Source organism: Anabaena sp. 90, from assembly GCF_000312705.1.
In the GTDB taxonomy this organism is placed as follows: Bacteria; Cyanobacteriota; Cyanobacteriia; order Cyanobacteriales; family Nostocaceae; genus Dolichospermum; species Dolichospermum lemmermannii.
The window spans coordinates 458,948-482,838 of the sequence record NC_019427.1; the positions used below are offsets into that span (position 1 = coordinate 458,948).

Below are 23,891 nucleotides of genomic sequence, written 5' to 3' on the forward strand. Positions count from 1 at the left end.
GTTACGCTGTCGCTAACACTACTTTTGCACCTTATTTAATTCACATTCCTAAGTGTTCTTTGCCATTAATTGTTACTGCTGCTAAACCTTCTGAAAAACTTAAAGCATCATCAAATTTACAGGGAATAAGTAATTGACCACTATTATTAATAAATCCCCACTTACCATTCATTTTAAATACCCGACTGCTGGGAAAAGTCGAGTATCTCAAATGAATGATAATTTTTCGCGTTTTATGGGTTGAAGCTATTGACTTGCACCAAAAAATATGTTAAACTGAATCTTGATAAGGAAGAACTATTCTCCACTTTCCCCTCCCACCACCACATCCCGAATTCGTAAACTGGGACCACCGCAACCGACAGGTAAACCATTTTGTCCACCTTTACCACAACCCCCGGATTCATCCCAGTAAAAATCATCACCAATGGCTTCGATATCTGCGAGGGTTTGGAAAACATTACCGGAAAGGGTGACATCTTTCACAGGTTCAGCAATTTTGCCATTTCTAATCATCCAGGCTTCCCCAGCACTGAAAGTGAACATTTCCCCGTTCGTCATTCCCCCTAACCAATTTTGGGCAAAAACACCTTCTTTAATCCCCGTAAATAAATCTGCGACGGGAGTTTTACCCCGTTCAATCCAGGTATTTGTCATTCTCACAATGGGGGAATAGTGATAATTAAGACAACGGGCGTTTCCTGTGGGTTTCTCATCCAATTTACCAGCAGTTTCACGGGAATGCAGTCTCCCAACTAATACACCATCTTCAATTAACTGGGTAGTTGTCGCAGGTGTACCTTCATCATCGTAAAAATAACTACCGCGATGTCCTTGGGGTGCAGCACCATCAAATATTTGCAATTCTTTGGGGCCAAAACGTCGTCCTAGAGTCATGACTTCCAGAATATCAGGGTTTTCATAAGCCATATCTGCTTCAGAAAGATGTCCAAAGGCTTCATGCACAAACAAACCGCTGAGAATGGGATCAATAACTACGGTGTAAGTATTGCCCTTGACAGAAGGTAAAGATAAGGACGTAACTGCCCTTTCTGCTGCACCTTTAACTTGTTTGTCTAAATTAGTTAAGTCTTCGTAGGCTTTGCGAGAACCAGTGGTTTCTCTACCAGTTTGCACAGTGTCCCCATTCCTGGCTGTGGCTGCAAAGCGCATTTCCATATCTACCCAAGATTGATCAATGAAAGTTCCTTCAGAGGTGACAATAATGACTCTTTGGGTGCTGTCACTGTAATGAACTGAGGTAGTAGTAATTCGGTGATCAACTGTTTTCAGGAGGTCAGTATAGCGATCGCATAATTGTTTTTTCTGCTTTAGCGAAACCTGGCGAGGGTCAGTACCCAATAAAGGCAATCTACATACAGCCTGTACGGGATCAATGGCTGCAAGTATAGTCTCTTCATCACCCACTATCCGGGCTGCGGCAATGGCTTCTTCTATGCGGTCTTCAATGGTTGTTAATTTATTAAAACTACTTAATCCCCAACCACCTTTATAACAAGTGCGAACATGACCACCAATAGAAATTCCCTCGCTGAGAGTTTCCACTTTATCACCCCGCAAGACAATATCTGTTCCCTCGGCTTCTTCCAAGCGAATCATCAAATAATCCACACGGGAAGAGTAACGAGAAATTAAATCTGAGAGGAGATTTTGAACGTCAGTAAGTTTAGTTTTCATTTTATAAATCGCTATAAATTACATTTATTTTCTGATTGAAAAACATATTTTGGAGTTATCATAATCTTTACTTATCTATATGAATAGAAAAACCAACATAGAACCATCTTAAATCATAACAGCTTACTTGATCATTTTGAAAGAAGTTAAAATCTTTTACAGCACTTTCCGGTGTTATGAGGTACATATTCAGCGGGCAAGATGCCCGCACTACAAGAGTTTCATAATTCAAGTTTGTACCTCATTAGAGCGAAATCTGCTGTAATACTTATTTTACCTCCTAACTTATAAATTCCCTTGCCAATAAATTTTTAATAATTTTTGCAAAATCGTAACTATGGATACATCAAATTCTTGCAACCGTGGATAACATGATAAAAATATTCACATAGTAAAAAAACATCAAGAACCAAAAAACCATTGTTCTTGTTCATCTTTCTATTTTCATAAACAGCAGCCCACAGGAGTTTGCCTTCCTCAATAATTTACCTGACAAAAATAATCTTTACAGCCTTAAACATAGGGACAAAATAACTTTATCACAATTGCGGATGACATCACAAAAACCTGTCATACCAATTTGGGATTTTAGATTGGGAATAAAAAACACCTTTACAGCCACTTCCCACCATCCTAAATATCCGCAGTTAGCGTCCTTGTGATATTTCAACTAAACAATCAAGGAGTTCACTATGGTTCGACAAATGTGCTGGTTATCTAAGTCTAACGGCGATGATCAAAAGATTTTGTACTTACAAACTGCACCTGGACAACCTTGGCGGCCTTACACAGCTTTTCCGCAATTTTCAGTTCCAGATTATCGCGTCCCTCGTGGTTCTAAGGGTTGGGCAACTTATCAAAAACTCTTTAAAGCAGGTTGGACTTTAGTACCTAGTGCCAGAGGTAGCGAATTTGGTGATAGTTGCTATGCAGAGTCAACTGTGCAGAGTTCATAGCCCATATTACCATCTGGGGAACACCATCAATATTATCTCATCCCCAGATGGGTGAAATTATTTGTGTATCTGAGCAAGTCAGTCGCAAACACCTTACAATAAATAAGGTGCGTTAACTGCTGTTACAAACATTTATATTTATGCCTCCCCGTTGGCCTCGCAAACCAGATCGTAAAGATCCAGATTTCCGTAAACTAGATGATCGCATGAATTTCGCTGTTCATGTCGGTATTTGTGCAACTGTCACTTCTGGGTTGTGGTTTTTTCACATTTTGAAAACTACTGCCTGGGAATGGCTACCTGGAGTAACAATTGGTTGGGTAGGAGTATTGCTGCTGCATCTAATTTACATTGGTGCGATCGCTAATTACGACCCCACACCACCGAAATCTACCTAAAGAAAGAAAAACAAGCTAGGGAATTCTCACCTGTGGTAGTAGATCAAGTCTAGCTAATTGAGTGATAATATGAAATAAGCTAAGATATCCCGATGTTACTAACAAAGAGGCTATATTTATGGCTAAAACTAATACCACAGAATTACTAGAAACCCTAGCCGCAGAAATTGGTGAAAGTGTTTATATAGATATTGCCAAATGGCATCTATATCTATCTGATGCCAAACTGCATAATGTTGTGGCTGAAAAATTGTATCCTTTAATTACTTCTAAAAGCGTTAATGAAGATAAGGTAATTGCTGTTTTAGAATCTATTACTGTCAAAGTTGGTGGTGGTAGAAAGGAACTATCTTTAATTGATTTATTACCCTTGCAATGTCAAGTGACCTTAGTAGATATTGTCGAAAAATATCAACGGGAAATCTAATCTTTATTTTCTTCCCATTGGCAAATTTACACATTGAAATAATGGAGGTTGATCAAGATGTTTTTACAAATCAAAGATAGCCGCGATTTGGTGAAAATAGTTGATGTTCAAGAACTATTAGACCCCACTAGTAAGATTGTCCATGCCCAAGACCAAGAAGGACAAGAAGAACAGGAAACGGACATTTATCAAAAGGAAGAATTAGTATTTCCTTCTGGGGAAAAATTGCCCCGCTGTTGGTTAGATGCCAAATTTAGAGAAAGAGAAGCTGTAGCAGCTTGATATTAATTACAGTATTTCGTAGGGGTTTAGCAATGCTAAACCCCTACATTAATTTAATTAACAGCAGCTTTTTCTGTCACCCCTTCAGAACCTTTAGAAAAGGCTTTTGTAATCCAATAGGTGAAAATATGAGAAAGCACACCTAAAGGACCTGCAAATAAACACAAAGCTATCGAGTGAATTGTCCAAATTCCGGTTTTTTGTCCTTCCCAATAAATCCATCTACCGACAAATAAATCCATTACTAAAAAATGAATCCAACCTGTAGCAGCAGCAGTTTCATTACTAAAAAACCTGGCTATATCTGCTAGTTGAGGATTTGATAAAGCTGCGGCGTTTTCTGGAGTAATGCTAGTGACAAATAAATACAAATAAGCACCTGCTAAAACCACAAAAGGTAGATAAGATTCCATTACCTTGCGGGTAATTTTCCAATTTGGTAACAGAATCATCAAAGCCCAAAAAGGCAAAACAAACAAATTGGCAACGTTAAATAAATCTGTGATATTCATATTACAAAGCTACTAATTGAGATTCTATTGTTGAAGATTGTAAATTACGACCGATAAAAACTAAACTGGTTTGTTTTGCTTCTTCTGGTTTCCAAGGACGATCATAAAATTTATCAAATCTATTACCTACACCTTGCATAACTAACCGCATGAGTTTATTCTCAACAGCCACAAATCCTTTAATTCGGTAAATTTCTTGTTCCTGTGCCAGCTTTTCTAATATTGCTTGTAGCTTTTCTGGGTCAAAAGTCCGGTTTAAAATGACATGAGTTGAGTTAATTTCATCATCATGATCATGGTCTTCTTCGGTGTCATGGTGACTAGGACGAGAATCTAAATTATCTTCAACTGCGGCTGCAAATCCTAATAAGATAGATGGGTCTAATTTACCATAATCACTAGAGACAATTTTCACAACTCTCGGTAATTCATGCTTGACCAATTCTAGAACTTGTGCTTGGGTTTCACTATCAACTAAATCAGTTTTATTCAAAATCACTAAATCAGCACAAGCAAGTTGATCTTCAAACAATTCTTGTAATGGTGTTTCATGTTCTAGACTATCATCTTCTTGGCGTTGTGCGGCTATCGCATCTAAATCACTAGCAAATGTTCCCGCTGCAACCGCAGCACAATCTACCACTGTAATTACTGCATCTACTGTAGCAGCATTGCGGATTTCTTGCCAACGAAAGGCTTTAATTAAGGGTTTTGGTAATGCTAAACCAGAGGTTTCAATGATAATATAGTCAATACTATCTCGGCGTTTAATTAATTCCCGCATTGTCGGGTAAAATTCCTCTTGCACGGTGCAGCATAAACAGCCATTTGTGAGTTCAAATATATTAGTTTCTGGATTTTCTGCTGTTTCATCTTCGGGGCAAATTTGACAAGATTTCAATAATTCTCCATCTATCCCCAGTTCACCAAATTCGTTGACTAATACGGCTATCCGTCGTCCTTGGTTGTTTTGGAGTAAGTGACGGATAATGCTGGTTTTACCGCTTCCTAAGAAGCCTGTGATCACGGTAACGGGGATCTTTGTAGCCATGTTTTGTGTGTAGTTTTGAAATCAATTTTACCATATATTGTATAACCCAGATCCCCGACTTCTTAGAGAAGTCGGGGATCTAAACTTGTTAAGGGGTTAGGTATAGAACCAGATTTAGGTTAAGTGTGAGAGATAAAGTGTACCCAGTTTAAAGATAATTTAATACTGTTATATAAACGTTTATCTGCTGTGTAAAATTCTGCATTTAATAGCTTTGATAATGCTAGGTAATGAGCATCATAAGCAGCAGATAGTTTCAGAGTTTTTGCTAGAGTTAATGCCATTTCGTGAAGTTGGGGAAATTGAGAACTTCCATAAAGAACTATCCCCAAATTTAACGCATCTTGCAACGCTTTTTCTGTATCTTCAATGGTTAATAAATTTGCTTGATTCATGCGATGTAAAGCATTAGTGATTTCATAATAAAATAATGTAGGAGCAATAATAGTAGCAGAGTTTTGTTGCCAATTTTCCCATAGTTTGATAAATGGTGAATCCAGAGATTTACTATTAATTAAGTTAATGGTAAAACTGGCATCTACACAAATTAGATAATTATTCATGGACTTTCAATGAATTGATTAATTCTTCACATCTTTCTTCTCTCATTTCTGAAATAATATTAGTAATTGTATCTTGTAAAGATTGATTATTAAGTCTTTGGTTAAGTATTTCTCCTCTTTGAATGATGCTTTTTTTGATAATATTCCAATCAGGTTTAATTTGTAATTCTGTTTCTAATAATTGTTTCTCTTCTGGGGATAAACAATGAATAATTTCAACTAATTTTTTGACTAATTCCCTGTTCATAGTTGTAGTTATTGGTAAGGAATAATTGTTGATATTTATTTGATTATAACGTAAGTTGCTTGATTTAACCTCAATTTTACCACAAGATCCAGATCCCCGACTTCTGAGATCAATTTACATTTTATTGACAAGTTTAAAAAAGAAGTCGGGGATCTTCTTTATGCTTGCTTTTAAGAATATCCAATTTCTATCATTTTGAAAAATTCCTGGACTACTTCATCAGGATTGTTATAACATCTTTCAGCATCAAATCTTTCTACAACTTTGATACCGTTTTTCTTAAAAATGCGTTCTCTTTCTTGTTCTTCAACTCTGCGTTCTGCGGTGTGAAATGGTCCATCAACTTCTAAAACTCCCCATTTACCGTTATAACAAATGAGAAAATCAGCTTCTTTATTTTCTCTACCTTTAGGTGTGGTAAGTCTTGCTAAGGAGTTGGGTACAAATAAAACTCCAGTTCTGTCTAATGCTTCAGCAATTTTGATTTCCGTTTTTGAGCGAAAGCGTAGATTTTCCCAAGTGTGAATTGTTGAGTCTGAAGAAAATTTAACTCCTTGGTTATTAAAAGTATTATCATTTTCGGGAGTTTTTCGTAAAATTAAATCTGTATTTTCTATAATCTTTTCATATAAACTGGCAAATTCTCCAGGTGCATCGCATTTGGCGTTAACTAGCGATCGCTATGAGTATTCATCAAATTTTTTAAAGTGAACGTTTAACCAAAATTTTAACTTAGATCAAAAGATTTCTACTTAACATTTGCCATGCTTAAAGACTTAATAGCATTTCTTTCACTTAACAAAAACACAAGATATTGATTAAGACTAACTCCTTCTTTCTCTGCATTTTCTGTTAATCTCTCATGCAATGATCGAGGTATCCGTAGTAAAACTTTACCACTGTATTGAACTTGAGTTGAGGGTAAGGGAATTTCATCCCCATATTCATAGGCTGTTTCTATCCATAAACTACGTGCTTCTTCAATATTAAATAACGTTTCATCTGTTGTTTCTCCCTGAGTCATACATCCAGGAAGGTCTTTAATTTCTGCTACATATCCCCCATCAGGATCAGGGTAAAGTGTAACTGGATATTTCAAATTCAAGTAAAATTCTAGTGACTCACGTTCAGTTTTATTTTTCTTAGACATACTACTCCCCTAATCTGAGCAGTTTTACAATCTGCTTAATATAAATTCCTTTTACTTTTTGTCCCTCTTTTTTGGGTACAACTTGTATTCTTCCATCCTCATGACGGAAAGTGTGATGACTCCCATTAGATCGAACTTCTTCAGTTTTTGGAAATTATGGGTTTCATATAATACTTTTCAAACAACCTCTAACCAACTTCAGAATAATCAATAGGATCTTTTAAACCCAATTCTGCAAAAGCCGCTAATCGCAACTGACAAGAATCACAGACACCGCAAGCTGACTCACCACCAGCATAGCAAGACCAAGTGAGATCCCAAGGAACTCCTAATTGATTACCTAGTTGGATAATTTCTGTCTTCTTTAAATCAATTAACGGAGCAATAATTTTCATAGCTTCTCCCTCACGTCCTTGTTTTGTTCCCAAGCGGAAAACTTCCTGCATAGCTTCGATATAATCAGGACGACAATCTGGGTAGCCAGAATAATCTAGGATGTTAACGCCAATATATACTCTTTCTGCGGCGATCGCCTCAGCATAGCTCAAAGCAAAACTTAAAAAGATGGTATTCCGGGCTGGAACATAGGTTACAGGAATATTATCGGCCATTTCGGCCAGCGATCGCCCTGTAGGGAGATCAATCTTCTGATCTGTCAGTGCTGAACCACCCCATTGTCCCAAGTCAAAATTAACCACTTGATGTTGAATTACTCCAGCCGCTTTAGCAATCATCAAAGCAGAATTTAATTCTTTCCTATGCCGCTGTTGATAATCAAAAGAAATAGCGTAACATTCACAGCCATCAGCCTTTGCTTTGTAAAGAACTGTCGAAGAATCTAAACCACCAGACAACAGAATTACAGCTTTCATATTCAGAATAAGAAATGGGAGATCAATAAACAGGGGTAGAAGCGGGAAATTTGACCAATTACCCATTCCTTGATAAATTGCATCCAAAAGATGGGAAAATCAACAAAATGCCACAAACAAAAATTAAATATGTCCAAAAAGACTCTCAGGAATGAGAATATCAATTGTATAAATCGTCTAAAACATTATACTCTGAGTATTAACTATTTGATGACTTGTAATTTTACTTGTAGTAAGGGTGATTAATTTACCCCCTGTAAAAATCAGGTATTTATTGAACTTAGTTAATTTCCCAAATACGTACCTGAGAATTTCTACTAAGAAGTTATGAAATTTACACAGTCAACCCAAAAAAACACATAATTTTTATCATAGATGAATAAAACAGGATAATTAACAACTGCTGACCGAAAAGATTACCAGATGGCGGGAACTGAACCCAAACTTTGAAATTCTTCATAAAGATAATCACTATGTTACCATCTGGATGGTTTAAGACAAATCAAACCTGGCGTTTAAGTATAAAGGCCAACGACCGTAGCGTCTCTAAATTTGGTGGTTGAGGAGAGAACAATAGTGCAAGATAGCATATCAGTGTCAGAACCAAATCTATATTCACAGCGCAGTCAGCCGCATCACATCCGTATAGGTGTGATTGGGGTTGGCAACATGGGACAACATCATACCCGCGTCCTGAGTTCCATGAAAGATGTGGAACTAGTCGGCGTTTCCGATATTAACGTCGAACGTGGTTTAGAAACTGCCAGCAAATACAAAGTCCGGTTTTTTGAAGATTACTGCGACTTACTACCTCATGTAGATGCAATTTGTGTTGCTGTACCTACACGGCTTCACTATGCTGTGGGTATCAACTGTTTGTTAGCAGGAATCCATGTTTTAATTGAAAAACCCATAGCGGCTAGTATTTCTGAAGCAGAATCTCTAGTTAATGCTGCGGCCGAATCTCAGTGTATTTTGCAAGTTGGTCACATTGAGCGATTCAATCCCGCCTTTAGGGAACTCACCCAAGTCCTCAAAACCGAGGAAGTTTTGGCTTTAGAATCTCACCGCATGAGTCCTTATTCAGCGCGGGCGAATGATGTTTCCGTAGTCCTGGATTTAATGATCCATGACATTGATTTGCTGCTAGAATTAGCCGCCTCACCAGTAGTAAAATTGACTGCTAGTGGGACTCGTTCTTTAGACTCAGGTTATTTAGATTATGTAACTGCCACCTTGGGGTTTGCCAATGGTGTTGTTGCCACGCTTACAGCCAGCAAAGTTACTCATCGCAAAATTCGCCGCTTAGTTGCCCATTGTAAAAATTCATTTACAGAAGCAGATTTTCTCACTAATGAGATATTGGTACATCGGCAAACACCGATAAATCCTCTGATTGACCACCAAAAAGTCCTCTATAGACAAGATGGTTTAATCGAAAAGGTTTATACCAGTAATGTTCAGCCTCTCAGTGCAGAATTAGAGCATTTTGTCAACTGTGTCCGTGGTGGCAATCAGCCTTCTGTCGGTGGTGAACAAGCTCTCAAAGCTTTACGTTTGGCTAGTTTAATTGAGCAAATGGCTTTAGAAGAAAGAGTTTGGAATCCATTAGAGTGGTCTTCGGAATCCAGAGTTCAATCGTTGACATCAAGCATTTAGTTAGATGTAGCTAAAACTGGTAGTGGGGGAAATTAATGATTTTTTCTCCCACCATATCAGGAGTCAGAACTCAGGAGTATTGATAAAATAATCTTCTGCAACTAATTTTAGCAATTAAAGTAGGACTACTTGCTATAGTGTTGATTTGTTGGCAAATCAATTACAAGCGTAAAAACACCAAATCAGGAAGAAAAGCCGGACATCTACCGAAAACCGCCATCAAAAATGCTAAATCATCGAAAATTGACCATTGCCTGTTCTCAATTTTCACGTATTTCTAGTTACACTTAACCCAACCTAAAATTTTTTGGAGCTCACCTTTTTTGTAAGATGAGCATGATAACTTTTTAAAGAGGAGATTTCATGACAGACCAACCCCCCGTAGCCAATCCAATGAATGCCGCTGCCATTTCCATGAACCGTCAACCAGCAGCAGCGACACCCATGAATTCGGTAAATCCTGGAAGGCCAAGCAATATTACCGGTAAAACTATTCTGAGTGTGGATTTAGGTAGAACCTCTACAAAGACTTGTGTGAGCCGTGAACCCGCTAATGTGGCTTTCATTCCTGCCAATGTCAAGCAAACATCAATTGAGCAAATTCGCGGCGGTGTATTTGAGGCTAAGGCAACTGACCCACTGATGGATTTGTGGCTGGAGTATCAAGGTAGTGGTTATGCTGTAGGGCAATTAGCCGCCGATTTTGGGGCTAATCTTGGCGTTGGCCAATCTAAGGTAGAAGATGCTCTGGTCAAAGTATTATCATCTGCCGGGTACTTTAAACTCAGAGATGAAATTTTCGTTGTCCTGGGTTTGCCGTTCTTATCGTTGGAACAATTTGAAAAAGAAAAGGCACAGTTAACTAGCTTGGTAACTGGACCTCATGTATTGAATTTCCGAGGTGAATCCATAACTTTGAATATTAGCAAAGTCTGGGTAATGCCCGAAGGCTATGGTAGTTTGCTGTGGTCAGAAACTCAACCTAATAAAGGCACAGCAGTTCCCGATTTTACGAAAATATCTGTGGGGATTGTTGATATTGGCCACCAAACCATTGATATGATCATGGTGGATAATTTCCGCTTTGCCAGGGCTGCTTCTAAGAGTGAAGACTTTGGCATGAGCAAGTTTTATGAACTGGTAGCTGCGGAAGTACAGGGTGCTGATAGTCAATCTTTGGCACTGATTTCTGCGGTTAATAAGCCTAAAGGCGATCGCTTTTATCGTCCTAAAGGTGCTAGTAAACCTACCAATTTAGATGATTTTCTGCCTAACCTCAAAGAACAGTTTTCACGGGAAATTTGCTCTCGTGTGTTAGCGTGGTTGCCAGAGCGGGTAACTGATGTGATTATTACAGGTGGTGGTGGAGAATTTTTCTGGGAAGATGTCCAACGTCTGCTCAAAGAAGCTCAAATCAACGCTTACTTAGCTGCACCTTCTCGCCAGGCTAATGCTTTGGGGCAGTATATTTATGGAGAAGCGCAATTATCTGCTGCTGTTCGTGCTAGGTCATAAAACCGATGTTCCAATGGTCAAAAAAGGTAGTTAAATCCGTTACGTTCAATCCAGAAATTGCTGATGAGAGCTTGTTAGCGCAGGTGGAAAACTACTTAGAGACACAGCCAGATAAAACTTTCAGTGACCTGTGCAAAGAGGCTCTTTGGAACTTTTTGTGTGTCCCAGAACCTGTACAACTAACTTCTAAGATAGCAAATGTAACCACGGTTGAACAAAAAATCGGTGAGATCCAAAATCAAATAGCTGGTTTTGAAGAACGTTTTTTCGCTAAAGAGTCTCATCGTTTGGAGTCTATGGAAAGTCAAATGTTGCAACTTACTCAACAAGTAGCAAAGTTGACAATCATCCTGAATCAGGAACCACTTACTTGTATTCCTTCTGATAGCGTTAGCGTGGCGCCAGCCATACCTCAAGAAGTAGACCCTGTAATTAGTCGTATTGGTCAGTTTCTTGATGATTTCTAAGAAAAAACCAGGAAGAACCTAGTTTTTACTTCGAGAAAAATTCTTAACTAAACTACCATGAGTCCCACCCATAAGCCATTTCGGCATTATTGGTGGGATATTTTGTTTATTTGACCTTGACCACAAAGATGTAGATAAGTAGGTTAGCATTGAAAATCGTCGTTATGGCACTAGGCAAGAGGCAAGAGGATTTGGACGATTTTAATTTTCGTTACATATTACTCTTCGAGAAGCCGCTCCGCGTCTACGGTTTTTTTCCGTTCACCTACTTAGTTCTCGATAAAAGTAGTAAATAGAAATTTTTGGCATTGCTTACAAAGATTGGAAAACTTTCGTCGCATTTGTTGAAAAAATTCTCAGAGAATTTGCAGAAAACTATCTAATTAATTTTGTCTGATTACTTATCAATAATCATCAGTCACATCTGCGGAATGTCCTTTGGTAGATAAACTTAGAGGTTGTTTGAAAAGTATTATATGAAACCCATAATCTCCAAAAACCTAACCCCCCTCCCCCCACTCCCTACAAGGGAATAGGGGTTTTAAAGCCTCTCCCCTGGTAGGGGAGAGGTTTGGAGAGGGGTCTGTTTACACATTAAAAACTTTTAAAACATCCTCTTATACAAATTCTATAAATGTATCAAAAGTATTGCAATTCATTGAACATGGTTGTTCGCTTTTATTCATAATTAATAAAAACTTATCCCCAATTTAAAAATCCATGATATAAAAGTAAATAAAACTTAATTTTTATTCATCCAAATGCTAAATGACTCCCCTACCTTACCCAAATTCAAAGATCTACTAACCCAAAAAATTTTCTTAGGTAATAAACCTAGTGCTGAGTTAATAGCAATTCTTACCATCTATTTTGTTCAAGGCATCTTGGCATTATCCCGTTTAGCTGTTAGCTTTTTTCTCAAAGATGAATTGCTATTAAGTCCAGTGCAGATGTCAGCAATCGTGGGCATCAGTACCATACCTTGGATGACTAAGCCATTATATGGTTTTATCTCTGATAGTTTACCATTATTTGGCTACCATAGAAAGCCTTATATAGTCCTATCTGGAATTTTGGGAAGTGCGGCTTTGGTATGTTTAGGAACAACAGTTCATACTAGCACAACAGCCACAATTATGATTGTACTTTCTTCTCTCTCTGTAGCTATTAGTGATGTGATAGTTGATTCCATAGTAGTTGAAAGAGCTAGAAGTGAATCAGAAGCCAAAATAGGTTCTTTACAATCTCTTTGTTGGGGTAGTTCAGCTATAGGTGGCTTGTGTACAGCTTACCTTAGCGGCTTACTTTTAGAATATTTTACCAACCGTACAGTATTTTTAATAACAGCATTATTTCCGCTAATTATCTCATCTGTAGCTTGGTTAATTTCCGAAAAACCTATTAATAAAGATGATAAAAAAAGCAATAACACAAAATATCAATTAGGACAGATACGCCAAGCTATTACGCAGAAAGCAATTTGGCTACCAACAGCATTTATATTTGTTTGGCACGCTACACCAAATGCCGAATCAGCATTTTTCTATTTTACAACTAACGAACTACAATTTCAACCAGAATTTTTAGGGCGAGTTCGGTTAGTCACCAGTTTGGCTTCCTTAATTGGAGTTTGGGCTTTTCAACGTTACCTGAAAACTATCCCCTTTAGAATTATGTTTAGTTGGGGGATTTTTCTATCCACAGCTTTAGGAATGACAACTTTATTATTAGTAACTCATACCAACAGACTTTTAGGAATAGATGATCATTGGTTCAGTTTAGGTGATAGTTTAATTATTACTGTGATTGGGCAAGTTTTATTTATGCCTATATTAGTATTATCAACAAAACTTTGTCCTCCCGGCATAGAGGCCACATTCTTTGCTTTAATAATGTCTGTATTTAATTTAGGAGGAACAGTTTCTTACGCATTAGGATCAATCATGATGAAATGGTTGGGAATCACAGAACATCAATTTGATTCATTATGGTTGTTAATCATTATTACTAACTGTAGCTCACTTATCCCAATATTTTTTATTAACTGGCTACCAGATGCTAAAATTGAGATTGACCATAGTCAATCAATCTAGTTTTTCAGCATAGCAAACAAAAAATGCAAATATTAGAACCCCAAAATAGTCAAGTTTTAGAGAAATCCTACACCCTCAAAGACTGGCAAGGAGGATATGAATCTCTTACCGAAGAATATGACTATTGGATTGATGATATAGAAGGAGAAATTCCTCCAGAACTAGCAGGAACATTATTTAGGAACGGGGCTGGTTTATTAGATATCAACAAGCAAAGATTACATCATCCTTTTGATGGTGACGGAATGATTAGTCGCATTACATTTACCAATGGCCGCGCCCATTTTCGTAACCGATTTGTGCAAACAGCCGGTTATTTAGCAGAACAGAAAGCTGGTAAAATTCTTTATCGTGGTGTTTTTGGTACACAAAAACCTGGTGGTTGGTTAGCTAACATTTTTGATTTAAAAATTAAAAACATTGCTAATACAAATGTGATTTATTGGGGTAAAAAACTCTTAGCATTATGGGAAGCAGCCGAACCTTATTCACTTAATCCCCAAACCTTAGAAACATTAGGAAATGAATATTTTAACGGCGTTTTATCCAAAGGAGAAGCCTTTAGCGCCCACCCACGAATTGATCCAAATGGCACCTTAGTCAACTTTGCTATTAAACCGGGACTATCAACCACAATTACAATCTTTGAATTGAACACAAATGGGGAAATTACCAGCAAACAAAATCATAGCGTTCCTGGTTTTTGTTTTATTCATGATTTTGTAATTACAGAAAATTACTGTATCTTCTTTCAAAATCCTGTTGATTTTAACCCCATACCTTTTGCTTTGGGAATATCCAGCGCAGCCCAATGTATTAAATTTCAAAAAAATCAACCCACAAGAATTATTATTATCCCTCGCAAAACACAAACTAAAAATGTCAAAGTTTTAGAAACCCAAGCCGGTTTTATTTTCCATCATGTTAATGCTTTTGAACTGAGAAATGAAATTATCATTGATTCTATCTGCTATGAATCATTAACAGAAGTCGAACCCAATAGCGATTATCGAAAAACTGATTTTGATACAAATTCACCTCCCCAACTATGGCGATTTAATCTGAATTTATCAGAGAATAAAGTGCAAAATCAGTTAATAGATCCTCGTCCCACTGAATTTCCCACAATTCACCCGAATTACGTAGGTAAATCCTATCGTTATTTATATAGTGCTGCCGCTCATCAATCAACGGTGAACGCACCATTACAAGCCATTTTTAAGGTAGATTTAGAGTCAGGAAGAAAACAACTATGGAGTGCAGCACCGCGAGGTTTTATAGGGGAACCAATTTTTATTCCTCGTCCAAATTCCCAAACAGAAGATGATGGGTGGTTAATAGCGTTAGTTTATGATGCAGAACATCATCGTTTTGATGTAGTGATTTTAGATGCTGAAAATCTGGAAAAAGAGAAACCAGTTGCAAAACTACATCTGAAACATCATATTCCCTATGGTTTACATGGGAGTTTTACACAAGAGACATTTATCGAAAATTTGGGTTGAGTCCATTTTAACTAGTAACCCTCATATCCCCGACTTCTCGAAGAAGTTGGGGATATCGCGGAGTATCTTACAAAAAAATAAAACTGTAACAAAAACTACAAAATTGATATCTTTTCTCAAAAAGAGGGTAAGCTAACTATATCAATCCGGTTTACAAAGATACCGTGATGAGGAGTAAGAATTATGGTAACAACGTCTCTCCCACTTATGGAAACTCAATCTTCAGCCTACATTTGCCCTTATGATCAAGCTTGTAGCTATTTAGAATGGGCGGCTAAAGAATTAAAATTAGATCAAGGTATCGTAGAAATACTCAGTCATCCACGAAAAGTTGTTACAGTTTCCATTCCCATAAAAATGGATAATGGCGAAATCCGGGTTTTCCCAGGACATCGGGTACAACATTCGGATATTTTAGGACCCTATAAAGGTGGGATTCGTTACCATGAAGCGGTGACATTACGGGAAGTATCCGCCCTAGCAATGCTGATGACCTGGAAATGTGCATTGTTAGGTATTCCCTATGGTGGTGGCAAAGGGGGAATTCCCATAGACCCCAAAAAGTTCAGTGTGGGGGAATTAGAACGGATTAGTCGTCGTTATATTAGTGAATTAATTAAAGACATTGGACCATCCGTAGATATACCCGCACCAGACATGGGAACATCAGCGCGGGAAATGGCATGGATGATGGATACTTACTCTGTCAATGTTGGTCATTCTGTCCCCGGAGTAGTTACAGGTAAACCCTTATCTATTGGTGGTTCCCTGGGACGAGAAATGGCGACTGGACGCGGTGTGATGATTATTGTCCGTGAAGCACTTGCAGATCACGGTAAATCCCTCGTAGGAGTCAGGGTAGCAATTCAAGGCTTCGGTAATGTAGGTGGGGCAGCCGCCGAATTGCTACACCAAGAAGGAGCAAAAATTATCGCTGTTTCCAGTGCTAGTGGGGGTATCTTTGCCGAAAATGGTCTTGATATTTCCGCTGTCAAAGCCTACGCTGCGGCAAACCATCGCAGTGTGGTGGGATTTCCCCAAGGAACACCCATTAGTAATGCAGACTTATTAACTTTACCTTGCGACGTCCTGATTCCTGCCGCTTTGGAAAACCAAATTACCGCAGAAAATGTCCATCAAATCAAAGCCCAATTTGTCGCAGAAGCGGCTAATGGTCCAGTGACTTTGGAAGCTAACCGCGTTCTAGAATCCCAAGGTGTCAACGTGTTACCGGATATTTTAGCCAATGCTGGAGGTGTGGTGGTGAGTTATTTGGAATGGGTACAAGGTCTTTCTTACCTATTCTGGGACGAGGAACGAGTCAACCGGGAAATGGAACATTTGATGGTTCAGGCTTACCGCAAGGTGATTCATGAGTCGCAAGCACGGGGGGTAAATCTGCGGTTAGCTGCTTATACTTTGGGTGTAGGTAGAGTCGCGCAAGCTTTGAATGATCGGGGTTTGTATCCTTAGTTGTATTTGCAATTTAGTTTAATTGGGGTGTGTTATGGCTTTAGCCTAACGCACCTTTTTTTTAATCCCTGTACATCATCTACATATATAATCATTTTGTATAAATACTGATTGTTGATTATGCTACAACGAGTAATTATCAAGGGCTTCAAGTCCATTAAGACAATGGATCTTGAGTTGCGTCCCTTAAACATATTGATTGGAGCTAATGGAGCAGGTAAAAGTAATCTCATTTCCTTTTTTAAGATGCTGAATGAGATGATGGCCGGGCGACTTCAACAATATATCGGCATATCCGGTTACGCTCAATCCTTATTGCACTTTGGACCTAAGATAACACCGCAAATCGAGGCACAACTAGAGTTCAAGATTGACAATGGGAGTTTGGATATTATCTATACCATGTGTCTAGGTCATGCGGCAGGTGATACTTTGATATTTGCTGAAGAAACAGCGACGCGAAACGGCTTACACCTACCTCAACCTTCAACCACTTACTCGTTAGGTGCAGGACATCAGGAAACAAAAATCAACAAAGCAGCACAAGAAGGTACGCCAACAATTGCCAACGCTATCAAACATTTGCTCAATGGCTGTTGTGTTTACCACTTTCACGATACGTCATCTACCGCGCGAGTTCGTCAATCCTGTTATATTGATGACAACCGCTCGCTGGTGTCTGATGCTGGAAATCTAGCCGCATTACTTCTGAGATTTCGTGAATATCATAATACAGCCTATCAGCGTATTATTAAAACTATCCGTTTGATTGCCCCATTTTTTGATGATTTTGTTCTTGAGCCTAGAGCGAATAATGTTATTCTCAACTGGCAGGGAAAAGACTCAGATCAAGTATTTGGTCCACACCAGTTTTCAGATGGTACGTTGCGTGCTATATGCCTTACCACGTTGCTTTTGCAGCCAGAAGATGAACTCCCAAAACTAATTGTTGTTGATGAACCGGAACTTGGTCTTCATCCCTACGCGCTCAATGTTGTAGCTGCGATGTTTGCTAAGGCTTCCTATCATACACAAATTCTCATCAGCACCCAATCTACTTCTTTTTTAGATAACTTTAATCCTGAAGATGTAATTACAGTAGATAGAGTGGGTAAAGAATCGCAATTTAAGCGGTTAAATTCTGAAGAATTAGAAGCTTGGTTAGAAGAATATAGTTTAGGAGAAATTTGGGAGAAAAATATCATTGGTGGAGGTCCACACTAATGGTAAGACTCTATTTATTTGCAGAAGGACAAACAGAACAAACATTTGCTTCTATTATCCTGCAACCATATCTGACTCAATATCAAGTATTTATGCACCACCCTAGACTTATTGCTCATGGAAGAAAAAAGGGTAAAACTAATCGTGGTGGTAGTGGTTATGGTGATTATCAGCCAATGAAGAATGATATTTTGCGATCGCTTGCGGAGGATAAAAATACAGATGTTTTCTTTACAACGATGATTGATCTGTATGCAATTCATCATAATTTTCCGGGATTAGATGAAGCTGAAATCATGCGCCAAAATCCCACAAAGCGAGTCGAGTTTTTGGAGAAAAGCTTTGCTGATGATATTAATGATCCTCGATTCATACCGTACATTCAATTGCATGAATATGAGGCATATCTTTTTTCTGATCCTACTTGTTTTGAGTCCTGTTATGATAATTGCTCAGATAGGGTTGCAATTCTCAAGACTATTGCTGATAAACATGAAACTCCTGAGTTAATTAATGATAGCAGGGCAACAGCCCCCAGTAAACGTATTATTGCTCAATTTCCTGATTATGAAAGAGCAAAATCTACTTATGGTCCGCTATTGGCTGAATCAATTGGATTAGAAGTAATTCGGAATAAATGCCCTCATTTTAATTCATGGCTATTACGACTCGAATTATTGGGTAAATAAGGCATTGATACCCCGAACATTAATGGGGGTACATTTTTCTGTTCACGAAATGCGATCGCAGAATAAATTCTAATACAATTCATTGAATTGTATGAAGGATAAAAGCAATGAATCAGGGTAAAGCGCAATGCTAAACCCCTATCTAGAGAATCACAGGATTAAGCCATTTTGAGGGCAATTAATCAATTAGCGCGAAGCAACTTGTGGATCTGCCCAAATGCTACCTTTTTCACCAAAAGTCACAGCCTGATCACCTTCTGCCGAGATATCTACAGTTCTGCCATCATTAGCTACTTGTAACAAAGGCCAATTTTCTTCACCTAATTCACCAGCACGGAATAATACATTATTAGGCTGCTTTTTACTCCAACCTAACAAAATAGCTATTTTTTCGTGATCATCTTGTGATTGTACCGGACTAACCACATTGAGATGATCCTGTTGACGATTCCAAATTACAGCCTGATCTGTAGCATCTGCTGTATTAAAAATAGCCACAAACTTACGGGCGAGAAAGCGATCGCCTTTTTCAGACCAGCTAACAGGCACTAATACCCCAATTTTACCATCATTATCCCCTTGTGCTGACAAAATTGCCTGTCTTTTTAACAGGGGATCAATCACCACACTGGTTGATGTCATCACCCGTAACCGCTTAGTTTGTCTATCCTCCACAAACAACACGCTATTAACTCGGCTATTGTGCATTTCCGGTTTTACTTCCATTTGCACCCGACTATAAATCGCATATTTGCCATCAGGAGAAATCACCGGAATACTCCGATAGTAGCGAACACCAGAACCACCTTTAGCACCAATCGCTTCCTGAGTAGCCAGAATCCATTGCCAAGGTATCGGATGGGGACTACCTATAGGGTCAGTCTGTGCCATTTCCGACTCATTTGGCCGTTCACTAACAGGTATTTCTCCATTTTTAGGAGTAACTGTTGATATTGCTAATTCTTGAGATTGAGAATTCCCACTGACTGGAGAATTTAAATCAGTTTCTTCTTTGGCATCTTTTAATTTTTGAATTAAATTAGCTTGATTAATAGATGTCTTGCTTTGAAGTTGTGCAACATTAACTGATGGTACAGTTTTGCTAACAACATCATCCCCCAGTTGAGAATTTTCTCTTTCTGCCCCTGAAATAACTATATCTTTTGGTAATGACTGTATTCCTTCACCAACAAGTATTTTTCCTGTGTGAGAGTTAACTTGAGCAAATTGTAAATTTAACTGCCTCGTAGCAGCACTTTCTGCCAATTTTATCTGAGATTTGCTATTTTTCGCCCTACTATTTGCTACTTCTGATTGTTTCGCTAAGGTAGCATGAATAGACATTCCCAGGAAGGGTGAAATTACTATAACAATGGCAATGTACTTGAGAAATGGTTTAACACGGAACCATCCTGACACCAAAAGGGGTTTAAGCATGATGAGACTCTCTAGGGGCAGTTGCTAAGTGCGGGCAGTATCTATACAGGAATGAAAAAAAGCTATGACTATATGTTTACCAACAAACCAAAAGCTTCGACAAGATAATTGATTCAAATGTTGTATTGCTTTACAAAAGTTTTAGTATCACCATTTACCCCCTCATAATCTTTACATAATATCCAAAATAACGGGATTAAAGTTAACAGTAAATTACATCTGTTAATAACTGCCGTTATTATTGTTAGCATCAGTAACATCCATATTCAATTTAAGTGGAACATAGATGAATTTTTAATTGACTAAAGCTAGTAGCCAAGATTTAGAGATGCTCTTGCTCTTGAAAACATTCTTAGCTAAAGCCAGTCTAAAATAAGATACCCTGTTTATAGCCGGACCAACAGCGCGGGCTTTACCCAACTAAAACCTATCTATTGCTGGCAACTTGAGATTAACCGCTGCACAATCAACAATAAACAAAAACATTAAATTCATACACCCAACCTACAAACTGAAGTTTAGACTCGTAAATGCTGCGATTAAGCAAATACAGTTTATTTTTAACTTGGGTAATTATTGAATAATTTTGATTTCGTAGAGAAATAACTGACTGCAAAACACAGATAGACACACAAAAATCATCAATAGTAGATGCAAATGGCGATAGTTCAACTAATTACCGAAAGTATTATAATGTATTGAGGCTGTTTTCGCTGAACCAATAGTAAACACTATACCATCAAACTGCGAAAATTCCTTGCCCTTAATCAAAAATTCTCAACATAATTCTATTAATATTCAGATGTCGCAGTTGTCAGTGATGAGGAACACACTTACCATTGATTAATGACTCATGACTCGTAATTAATAATTAATAAGTAATGAAAATAGTATTTTTTGGCACTCCTGACTTTGCAGTTCCCACTTTGGAAAAACTCTTAGAAAACAAGGATTTTCACGTGATGTCCGTAGTCACTCAACCGGATAAACGTCGAGAACGAGGGAATAAATTGACACCTTCACCAGTAAAAGTCTTTGCTACAGATCATCATATTCCAGTATGGCAACCGGAAAGAGTTAAAAAAGATGTTGAAACCTTAACACAACTCAAGCAGATAGAAGCAGATATATTTGTGGTTATTGCTTATGGGCAAATTTTGTCTAAGAAGATATTAGATATGCCTAAGCTAGGTTGTATTAATGTACATGGTTCAATTTTACCTCAGTATCGAGGGGCTGCGCCAATTCAGTGGAGTATATATAACGGAGAAAAAGAAACGGGGATCACAACTATGCTCATGGATAGGGGCATGGATACAGGGGATATGCTTCTAAAAGCGACTATACCAATTCAATTACTAGATAATGCTCAGGTTTTAGCCGAAAAGTTGGCTATTACTGGTGCAGATTTACTCATAGAAACCTTATACAAACTAGAACGTCAAGAAGTTACACCGATTCCCCAAGATCATACCGCAGCTACTTACGCATCTTTGATTCAGAAGCCAGATTATAACTTGGACTGGGGACAAAGTGCCATCCAATTACATAATCAAATTCGCGGATTTTATCCTAACTGTACAGCAACTTTTCGCAACCAAGCATTGAAAATTACTGCTACTGTCCCCCTATATCCTGCGTATATTCACGAGTTACCAGAGCCATTACTAGAAAAAGTTCATAAAATACCCAATTTGTCAACCATATCAGGACAGCCTGGAGAGGTAGTTAATATTACTAAAGGACTAGGAGCAATTGTCCAAACAGGGGTAGGTTTATTGCTATTGCGAGAAGTACAGCTAACGGGTAAACGTCCCCAGTCAGGATGGGATTTTGTCAATGGGACTCGGTTAACTGTCGGTGAGGTAATGGGTAATGGGTAATAGGTAATTAACAACGAACAACTAACAACTGACAACGAACAACGAACAACTGACAACGAACAACTGACAACTGTACGGGCGAAGCATTTGGAGAACTATTTTTGGCAATGACCGATAATTTATCTTCCAAATGCTTCGCCCCTACTGACAACTGACAACTGTACGGGCGAAGCATTTAGAGAACTATTTTTGGCAATGACCGATAATTTATCTTCCAAATGCTTCGCCCCTACTGACAACGAACAACTGTACGGGCGAAGCATTTGGAGAACTATTTTTGGCAATGACCGATAATTTATCTTCCAAATGCTTCGCCCCTACTGACAACTGACAACTAACTTTCATAGAACCGGCAAGATTTACAAGGTCCTTCTGGATTAACTGCACAACGCATAATTTCTGAAAGAGCATTATAGTTACAGGTAGCATCACCTATAACCCAACGTCCTTCTACTAAACTTTTCTGTTCTGGTCTTTGGGCTTTTTGTACGTAAATAGCGATATTGTGTAAACTATAGCGTCCTCCTTTAAGCTGATATCTATGGCAACGCTCTAAAACTACGTAGGTTTTTTCGGCAAAATCAAGATAATTTCCCGGTTGGGGTGTCCAATCAAGTTGTAATTTACCAAGAGACTGACGCGGATGTGTCAAAATTACCTCTGTCGGTAAGGAATTTAGCTCCATGATCAGTTTATATTATGTGATTTATGTATAGAGTATAGTATCGCAGTATTTTGGCTTCGACAGTAACAGCATCAAAATGGCAATTTCTCTACTTTGATCTTGTTGGGGATTCGTTGTAATATAGGGTTAAGAATTATAAATATTTTTTGCTAACTAACAAGTTGCAGGAATGTTTATGATTGATGCCTTTTAATTTTTACATTCTATGAGTAATGATAAAGTAGCTGTGAATTGGCAACAATTAACCTCATCTCCTGTAGTTGCTGATACAACCTCCAATTTTTTCGCAGAAATTGTTCAAGAAACTTTTGCCTTAACTCGTCGTCTGTTTATTCAACTCCAACGCCGCCCTTCTAGCCTGATAGCCGGGATTATTCAGCCCGTCATGTGGTTAGTTTTATTTGGGGCATTATTCCAAAATGCACCCACAGGCTTATTTGGTAGTACGACAAATTACGGAAAATTTCTAGCAGCAGGTGTCATAGTCTTTACTGCTTTTGCTGGGGCTTTGAATGCTGGTTTACCTGTAATGTTCGATAGGGAATTTGGCTTTTTAAATCGGTTGCTAGTTGCACCTCTAGCCTCGCGCTTTTCAATTGTTTTTGCTTCTGCTATTTTTATTATTAGCCAAAGTTTACTACAAGCAGCGGTAATTGTGGCAGCAGCGGCATTTTTAGGGGCTGGCTTACCTGATTTTACAGGATTATGTGCGATCGCTCTCATTGTCTTTCTACTGGCTTTGGGTGTCACCGCTATTTCCTTGGGTTTAGCCTTTGCATTACCCGGACACATTGAACTTATCGCCGTAATTTTTGTCACTAACCTCCCATTATTATTTGCCAGCACAGCCTTAGCGCCTTTATCCTTTATGCCCGGTTGGTTACAGGTTATTGCTACCCTCAACCCTCTCAGTTATGCGATTGAACCGATTCGCTATTTATATCTACACAGCAGTTGGGGATTAAATGATATAGTAATGCACGCCTTTTGGGGTGATGTTACCTTTGGGGGAGCGTTATTAGTGTTACTAGGTTTTGCATTAGTGGCTTTACTGAGTATTCAACCCCAACTACGCCGGAGTCTTGCCTAAAAATATATAAGGAGA

At 38.3% G+C, this 23,891-nt stretch carries 29 protein-coding genes and 1 pseudogene; 15 read left to right on the plus strand and 15 right to left on the minus strand.

Features of this window, described 5'->3' with window-relative positions; translation table 11 throughout:
• Positions 1 to 40: 40 nt before the first annotated feature.
• The gene (locus ANA_RS23985) at positions 41 to 172 is read right to left on the minus strand and encodes a WG repeat-containing protein (RefSeq protein WP_083881413.1); all 132 of its coding nucleotides are present in this window, start codon (positions 170 to 172) and stop codon (positions 41 to 43) included.
• Positions 173 to 297: 125 nt separating this feature from the next.
• The gene (locus ANA_RS02130) at positions 298 to 1,698 is read right to left on the minus strand and encodes a TldD/PmbA family protein (protein ID WP_015078400.1); all 1,401 of its coding nucleotides are present in this window, start codon (positions 1,696 to 1,698) and stop codon (positions 298 to 300) included.
• Positions 1,699 to 2,390: 692 nt separating this feature from the next.
• On the opposite strand from ANA_RS02130, the gene ANA_RS02135 reads away from it, so the two are divergent.
• The 4 genes from ANA_RS02135 (at position 2,391) to ANA_RS02150 (ending at position 3,761) form a co-directional block, all read left to right on the plus strand.
• Positions 2,391 to 2,654: a hypothetical protein gene (locus ANA_RS02135; RefSeq protein ID WP_015078401.1), complete on the plus strand. Its 264-nt coding sequence runs from the start codon at positions 2,391 to 2,393 to the stop codon at positions 2,652 to 2,654.
• Positions 2,655 to 2,794: 140 nt separating this feature from the next.
• Entirely contained in the window at positions 2,795 to 3,052 is a 258-nt protein-coding gene (locus ANA_RS02140) for a hypothetical protein (protein WP_015078402.1), read from the plus strand.
• 118 nt (positions 3,053 to 3,170) lie between these two features.
• On the plus strand, positions 3,171 to 3,479 hold the full coding sequence (locus tag ANA_RS02145) for a DUF3181 family protein (RefSeq protein WP_015078403.1): 309 nt from the start codon (positions 3,171 to 3,173) through the stop codon (positions 3,477 to 3,479).
• A gap of 57 nt (positions 3,480 to 3,536) precedes the next feature.
• Positions 3,537 to 3,761, plus strand: coding sequence for a hypothetical protein (locus tag ANA_RS02150; protein WP_015078404.1), 225 nt, complete (start codon positions 3,537 to 3,539; stop codon positions 3,759 to 3,761).
• Positions 3,762 to 3,814: 53 nt separating this feature from the next.
• Here ANA_RS02150 and ANA_RS02155 read toward each other — a convergent pair whose 3' ends face one another.
• The 5 genes from ANA_RS02155 to ANA_RS23990 all read right to left on the minus strand — a co-directional run bounded on the left by ANA_RS02155 (position 3,815) and on the right by ANA_RS23990 (position 6,511).
• Positions 3,815 to 4,273, minus strand: a complete 459-nt coding sequence (locus ANA_RS02155) for an ABA4-like family protein (RefSeq protein WP_015078405.1) — start codon at positions 4,271 to 4,273, stop codon at positions 3,815 to 3,817.
• Between the two features lies 1 nt (position 4,274).
• Positions 4,275 to 5,324: a cobalamin biosynthesis protein CobW gene (gene cobW, locus ANA_RS02160; RefSeq protein WP_015078406.1), complete on the minus strand. Its 1,050-nt coding sequence runs from the start codon at positions 5,322 to 5,324 to the stop codon at positions 4,275 to 4,277.
• A 119-nt stretch (positions 5,325 to 5,443) separates the two neighbouring features.
• Positions 5,444 to 5,887 carry a type II toxin-antitoxin system VapC family toxin gene (locus ANA_RS02165; protein WP_015078407.1) on the minus strand — a complete coding sequence of 148 codons (444 nt, stop codon included), beginning with the start codon at positions 5,885 to 5,887 and terminating at the stop codon, positions 5,444 to 5,446.
• Positions 5,880 to 6,134 carry a hypothetical protein gene (locus ANA_RS02170; protein WP_015078408.1) on the minus strand — a complete coding sequence of 85 codons (255 nt, stop codon included), beginning with the start codon at positions 6,132 to 6,134 and terminating at the stop codon, positions 5,880 to 5,882. The genes ANA_RS02165 and ANA_RS02170 overlap by 8 nt, the downstream gene beginning before the upstream one ends.
• 170 nt (positions 6,135 to 6,304) lie before the next feature.
• Positions 6,305 to 6,511, minus strand: a complete 207-nt coding sequence (locus tag ANA_RS23990; RefSeq protein WP_083881492.1) for a DUF559 domain-containing protein — start codon at positions 6,509 to 6,511, stop codon at positions 6,305 to 6,307.
• Here ANA_RS23990 and ANA_RS26385 point away from each other — a divergent pair.
• A complete protein-coding gene (locus ANA_RS26385) occupies positions 6,510 to 6,659 on the plus strand; it encodes a hypothetical protein (protein ID WP_158310499.1) in 150 nt (49 codons plus the stop codon). The two genes, ANA_RS23990 and ANA_RS26385, sit on opposite strands and share 2 nt — an antisense overlap.
• A 223-nt stretch (positions 6,660 to 6,882) precedes the next feature.
• Here ANA_RS26385 and ANA_RS02175 read toward each other — a convergent pair whose 3' ends face one another.
• From ANA_RS02175 to queC, 3 genes and pseudogenes are all read right to left on the minus strand, one after another.
• Positions 6,883 to 7,284 carry a type II toxin-antitoxin system HicB family antitoxin gene (locus ANA_RS02175; RefSeq protein ID WP_015078410.1) on the minus strand — a complete coding sequence of 134 codons (402 nt, stop codon included), beginning with the start codon at positions 7,282 to 7,284 and terminating at the stop codon, positions 6,883 to 6,885.
• 1 nt (position 7,285) lies between these two features.
• Positions 7,286 to 7,414 (minus strand): annotated as a pseudogene (locus ANA_RS27270) (type II toxin-antitoxin system HicA family toxin); the annotation flags it as partial.
• Between the two features lie 58 nt (positions 7,415 to 7,472).
• Positions 7,473 to 8,156: a 7-cyano-7-deazaguanine synthase QueC gene (queC, locus tag ANA_RS02180; RefSeq protein ID WP_015078411.1), complete on the minus strand. Its 684-nt coding sequence runs from the start codon at positions 8,154 to 8,156 to the stop codon at positions 7,473 to 7,475.
• A 576-nt stretch (positions 8,157 to 8,732) separates the two neighbouring features.
• Between queC and ANA_RS02185 the strand changes: the two genes are divergently transcribed.
• From ANA_RS02185 to ANA_RS02220, 8 genes are all read left to right on the plus strand, one after another.
• A complete protein-coding gene (locus tag ANA_RS02185) occupies positions 8,733 to 9,815 on the plus strand; it encodes a Gfo/Idh/MocA family protein (RefSeq protein ID WP_041457566.1) in 1,083 nt (360 codons plus the stop codon).
• A 363-nt stretch (positions 9,816 to 10,178) separates the two neighbouring features.
• Positions 10,179 to 11,330 (plus strand): ParM/StbA family protein, encoded by a 1,152-nt coding sequence (locus tag ANA_RS02190; protein WP_015078413.1) that lies wholly within the window; start codon positions 10,179 to 10,181, stop codon positions 11,328 to 11,330.
• A 5-nt stretch (positions 11,331 to 11,335) separates the two neighbouring features.
• The gene (locus ANA_RS02195) at positions 11,336 to 11,797 is read left to right on the plus strand and encodes a hypothetical protein (protein ID WP_015078414.1); all 462 of its coding nucleotides are present in this window, start codon (positions 11,336 to 11,338) and stop codon (positions 11,795 to 11,797) included.
• Positions 11,798 to 12,558: 761 nt separating this feature from the next.
• Positions 12,559 to 13,890 (plus strand): folate/biopterin family MFS transporter, encoded by a 1,332-nt coding sequence (locus ANA_RS02200; protein ID WP_015078415.1) that lies wholly within the window; start codon positions 12,559 to 12,561, stop codon positions 13,888 to 13,890.
• Positions 13,891 to 13,913: 23 nt separating this feature from the next.
• Positions 13,914 to 15,395, plus strand: a complete 1,482-nt coding sequence (locus tag ANA_RS02205) for a carotenoid oxygenase family protein (protein ID WP_015078416.1) — start codon at positions 13,914 to 13,916, stop codon at positions 15,393 to 15,395.
• Positions 15,396 to 15,578: 183 nt separating this feature from the next.
• Entirely contained in the window at positions 15,579 to 16,868 is a 1,290-nt protein-coding gene (locus ANA_RS02210) for a Glu/Leu/Phe/Val family dehydrogenase (RefSeq protein ID WP_015078417.1), read from the plus strand.
• 120 nt (positions 16,869 to 16,988) lie between these two features.
• A complete protein-coding gene (locus ANA_RS02215; protein ID WP_015078418.1) occupies positions 16,989 to 18,092 on the plus strand; it encodes an AAA family ATPase in 1,104 nt (367 codons plus the stop codon).
• Positions 18,092 to 18,781, plus strand: coding sequence for a DUF4276 family protein (locus ANA_RS02220; protein ID WP_015078419.1), 690 nt, complete (start codon positions 18,092 to 18,094; stop codon positions 18,779 to 18,781). Before ANA_RS02215 ends, ANA_RS02220 begins: the two co-directional genes overlap by 1 nt.
• Positions 18,782 to 18,967: 186 nt before the next feature.
• Here ANA_RS02220 and ANA_RS02225 read toward each other — a convergent pair whose 3' ends face one another.
• On the minus strand, positions 18,968 to 20,218 hold the full coding sequence (locus ANA_RS02225) for a hypothetical protein (protein WP_015078420.1): 1,251 nt from the start codon (positions 20,216 to 20,218) through the stop codon (positions 18,968 to 18,970).
• An 881-nt stretch (positions 20,219 to 21,099) separates the two neighbouring features.
• On the opposite strand from ANA_RS02225, the gene fmt reads away from it, so the two are divergent.
• Entirely contained in the window at positions 21,100 to 22,101 is a 1,002-nt protein-coding gene (gene fmt, locus ANA_RS02230; protein ID WP_015078421.1) for a methionyl-tRNA formyltransferase, read from the plus strand.
• A 7-nt stretch (positions 22,102 to 22,108) separates the two neighbouring features.
• On the opposite strand, the gene ANA_RS27275 is transcribed toward fmt, so the two are convergent.
• The 4 genes from ANA_RS27275 to ANA_RS02235 are packed head-to-tail and all read right to left on the minus strand — an operon-like array spanning position 22,109 to position 22,786.
• Entirely contained in the window at positions 22,109 to 22,276 is a 168-nt protein-coding gene (locus ANA_RS27275) for a hypothetical protein (protein WP_235081928.1), read from the minus strand.
• A complete protein-coding gene (locus ANA_RS27280; RefSeq protein WP_235081929.1) occupies positions 22,221 to 22,364 on the minus strand; it encodes a hypothetical protein in 144 nt (47 codons plus the stop codon). The genes ANA_RS27275 and ANA_RS27280 overlap by 56 nt, the downstream gene beginning before the upstream one ends.
• Entirely contained in the window at positions 22,309 to 22,446 is a 138-nt protein-coding gene (locus ANA_RS27285; protein WP_168654134.1) for a hypothetical protein, read from the minus strand. Before ANA_RS27285 ends, ANA_RS27280 begins: the two co-directional genes overlap by 56 nt.
• Positions 22,436 to 22,786: a DUF6464 family protein gene (locus ANA_RS02235; protein WP_015078422.1), complete on the minus strand. Its 351-nt coding sequence runs from the start codon at positions 22,784 to 22,786 to the stop codon at positions 22,436 to 22,438. Before ANA_RS02235 ends, ANA_RS27285 begins: the two co-directional genes overlap by 11 nt.
• A gap of 205 nt (positions 22,787 to 22,991) precedes the next feature.
• Between ANA_RS02235 and ANA_RS02240 the strand changes: the two genes are divergently transcribed.
• The gene (locus tag ANA_RS02240) at positions 22,992 to 23,876 is read left to right on the plus strand and encodes an ABC transporter permease (protein ID WP_015078423.1); all 885 of its coding nucleotides are present in this window, start codon (positions 22,992 to 22,994) and stop codon (positions 23,874 to 23,876) included.
• The last annotated feature ends 15 nt before the right edge of the window (positions 23,877 to 23,891 follow it).

What these genes read in the sequence shown, in the direction of transcription:
- ANA_RS02170 (WP_015078408.1), bottom strand. Translation starts at nt 6,134, where the DNA reads ATGAACAGGGAATTAGTCAAAAAATTAGTTGAAATTATTCATTGTTTA.
- ANA_RS02135 (WP_015078401.1), top strand. Translation starts at nt 2,391, where the DNA reads ATGGTTCGACAAATGTGCTGGTTATCTAAGTCTAACGGCGATGATCAA.
- ANA_RS02175 (WP_015078410.1), bottom strand. Translation starts at nt 7,284, where the DNA reads ATGTCTAAGAAAAATAAAACTGAACGTGAGTCACTAGAATTTTACTTG.
- ANA_RS02150 (WP_015078404.1), top strand. Translation starts at nt 3,537, where the DNA reads ATGTTTTTACAAATCAAAGATAGCCGCGATTTGGTGAAAATAGTTGAT.
- ANA_RS02235 (WP_015078422.1), bottom strand. Translation starts at nt 22,786, where the DNA reads ATGGAGCTAAATTCCTTACCGACAGAGGTAATTTTGACACATCCGCGT.
- ANA_RS02155 (WP_015078405.1), bottom strand. Translation starts at nt 4,273, where the DNA reads ATGAATATCACAGATTTATTTAACGTTGCCAATTTGTTTGTTTTGCCT.
- cobW (WP_015078406.1), bottom strand. Translation starts at nt 5,324, where the DNA reads ATGGCTACAAAGATCCCCGTTACCGTGATCACAGGCTTCTTAGGAAGC.
- ANA_RS27275 (WP_235081928.1), bottom strand. Translation starts at nt 22,276, where the DNA reads ATGCTTCGCCCGTACAGTTGTCAGTTGTCAGTAGGGGCGAAGCATTTG.
- ANA_RS02190 (WP_015078413.1), top strand. Translation starts at nt 10,179, where the DNA reads ATGACAGACCAACCCCCCGTAGCCAATCCAATGAATGCCGCTGCCATT.
- ANA_RS02240 (WP_015078423.1), top strand. Translation starts at nt 22,992, where the DNA reads ATGAGTAATGATAAAGTAGCTGTGAATTGGCAACAATTAACCTCATCT.
- ANA_RS02220 (WP_015078419.1), top strand. Translation starts at nt 18,092, where the DNA reads ATGGTAAGACTCTATTTATTTGCAGAAGGACAAACAGAACAAACATTT.
- fmt (WP_015078421.1), top strand. Translation starts at nt 21,100, where the DNA reads ATGAAAATAGTATTTTTTGGCACTCCTGACTTTGCAGTTCCCACTTTG.
- queC (WP_015078411.1), bottom strand. Translation starts at nt 8,156, where the DNA reads ATGAAAGCTGTAATTCTGTTGTCTGGTGGTTTAGATTCTTCGACAGTT.
- ANA_RS02130 (WP_015078400.1), bottom strand. Translation starts at nt 1,698, where the DNA reads ATGAAAACTAAACTTACTGACGTTCAAAATCTCCTCTCAGATTTAATT.
- ANA_RS02195 (WP_015078414.1), top strand. Translation starts at nt 11,336, where the DNA reads ATGTTCCAATGGTCAAAAAAGGTAGTTAAATCCGTTACGTTCAATCCA.
- ANA_RS02215 (WP_015078418.1), top strand. Translation starts at nt 16,989, where the DNA reads ATGCTACAACGAGTAATTATCAAGGGCTTCAAGTCCATTAAGACAATG.
- ANA_RS02145 (WP_015078403.1), top strand. Translation starts at nt 3,171, where the DNA reads ATGGCTAAAACTAATACCACAGAATTACTAGAAACCCTAGCCGCAGAA.
- ANA_RS02205 (WP_015078416.1), top strand. Translation starts at nt 13,914, where the DNA reads ATGCAAATATTAGAACCCCAAAATAGTCAAGTTTTAGAGAAATCCTAC.
- ANA_RS02210 (WP_015078417.1), top strand. Translation starts at nt 15,579, where the DNA reads ATGGTAACAACGTCTCTCCCACTTATGGAAACTCAATCTTCAGCCTAC.
- ANA_RS27280 (WP_235081929.1), bottom strand. Translation starts at nt 22,364, where the DNA reads ATGCTTCGCCCGTACAGTTGTTCGTTGTCAGTAGGGGCGAAGCATTTG.
- ANA_RS02225 (WP_015078420.1), bottom strand. Translation starts at nt 20,218, where the DNA reads ATGCTTAAACCCCTTTTGGTGTCAGGATGGTTCCGTGTTAAACCATTT.
- ANA_RS02165 (WP_015078407.1), bottom strand. Translation starts at nt 5,887, where the DNA reads ATGAATAATTATCTAATTTGTGTAGATGCCAGTTTTACCATTAACTTA.
- ANA_RS02200 (WP_015078415.1), top strand. Translation starts at nt 12,559, where the DNA reads ATGCTAAATGACTCCCCTACCTTACCCAAATTCAAAGATCTACTAACC.
- ANA_RS27285 (WP_168654134.1), bottom strand. Translation starts at nt 22,446, where the DNA reads ATGAAAGTTAGTTGTCAGTTGTCAGTAGGGGCGAAGCATTTGGAAGAT.
- ANA_RS02140 (WP_015078402.1), top strand. Translation starts at nt 2,795, where the DNA reads ATGCCTCCCCGTTGGCCTCGCAAACCAGATCGTAAAGATCCAGATTTC.
- ANA_RS26385 (WP_158310499.1), top strand. Translation starts at nt 6,510, where the DNA reads ATGAGAAAATCAGCTTCTTTATTTTCTCTACCTTTAGGTGTGGTAAGT.
- ANA_RS23985 (WP_083881413.1), bottom strand. Translation starts at nt 172, where the DNA reads ATGAATGGTAAGTGGGGATTTATTAATAATAGTGGTCAATTACTTATT.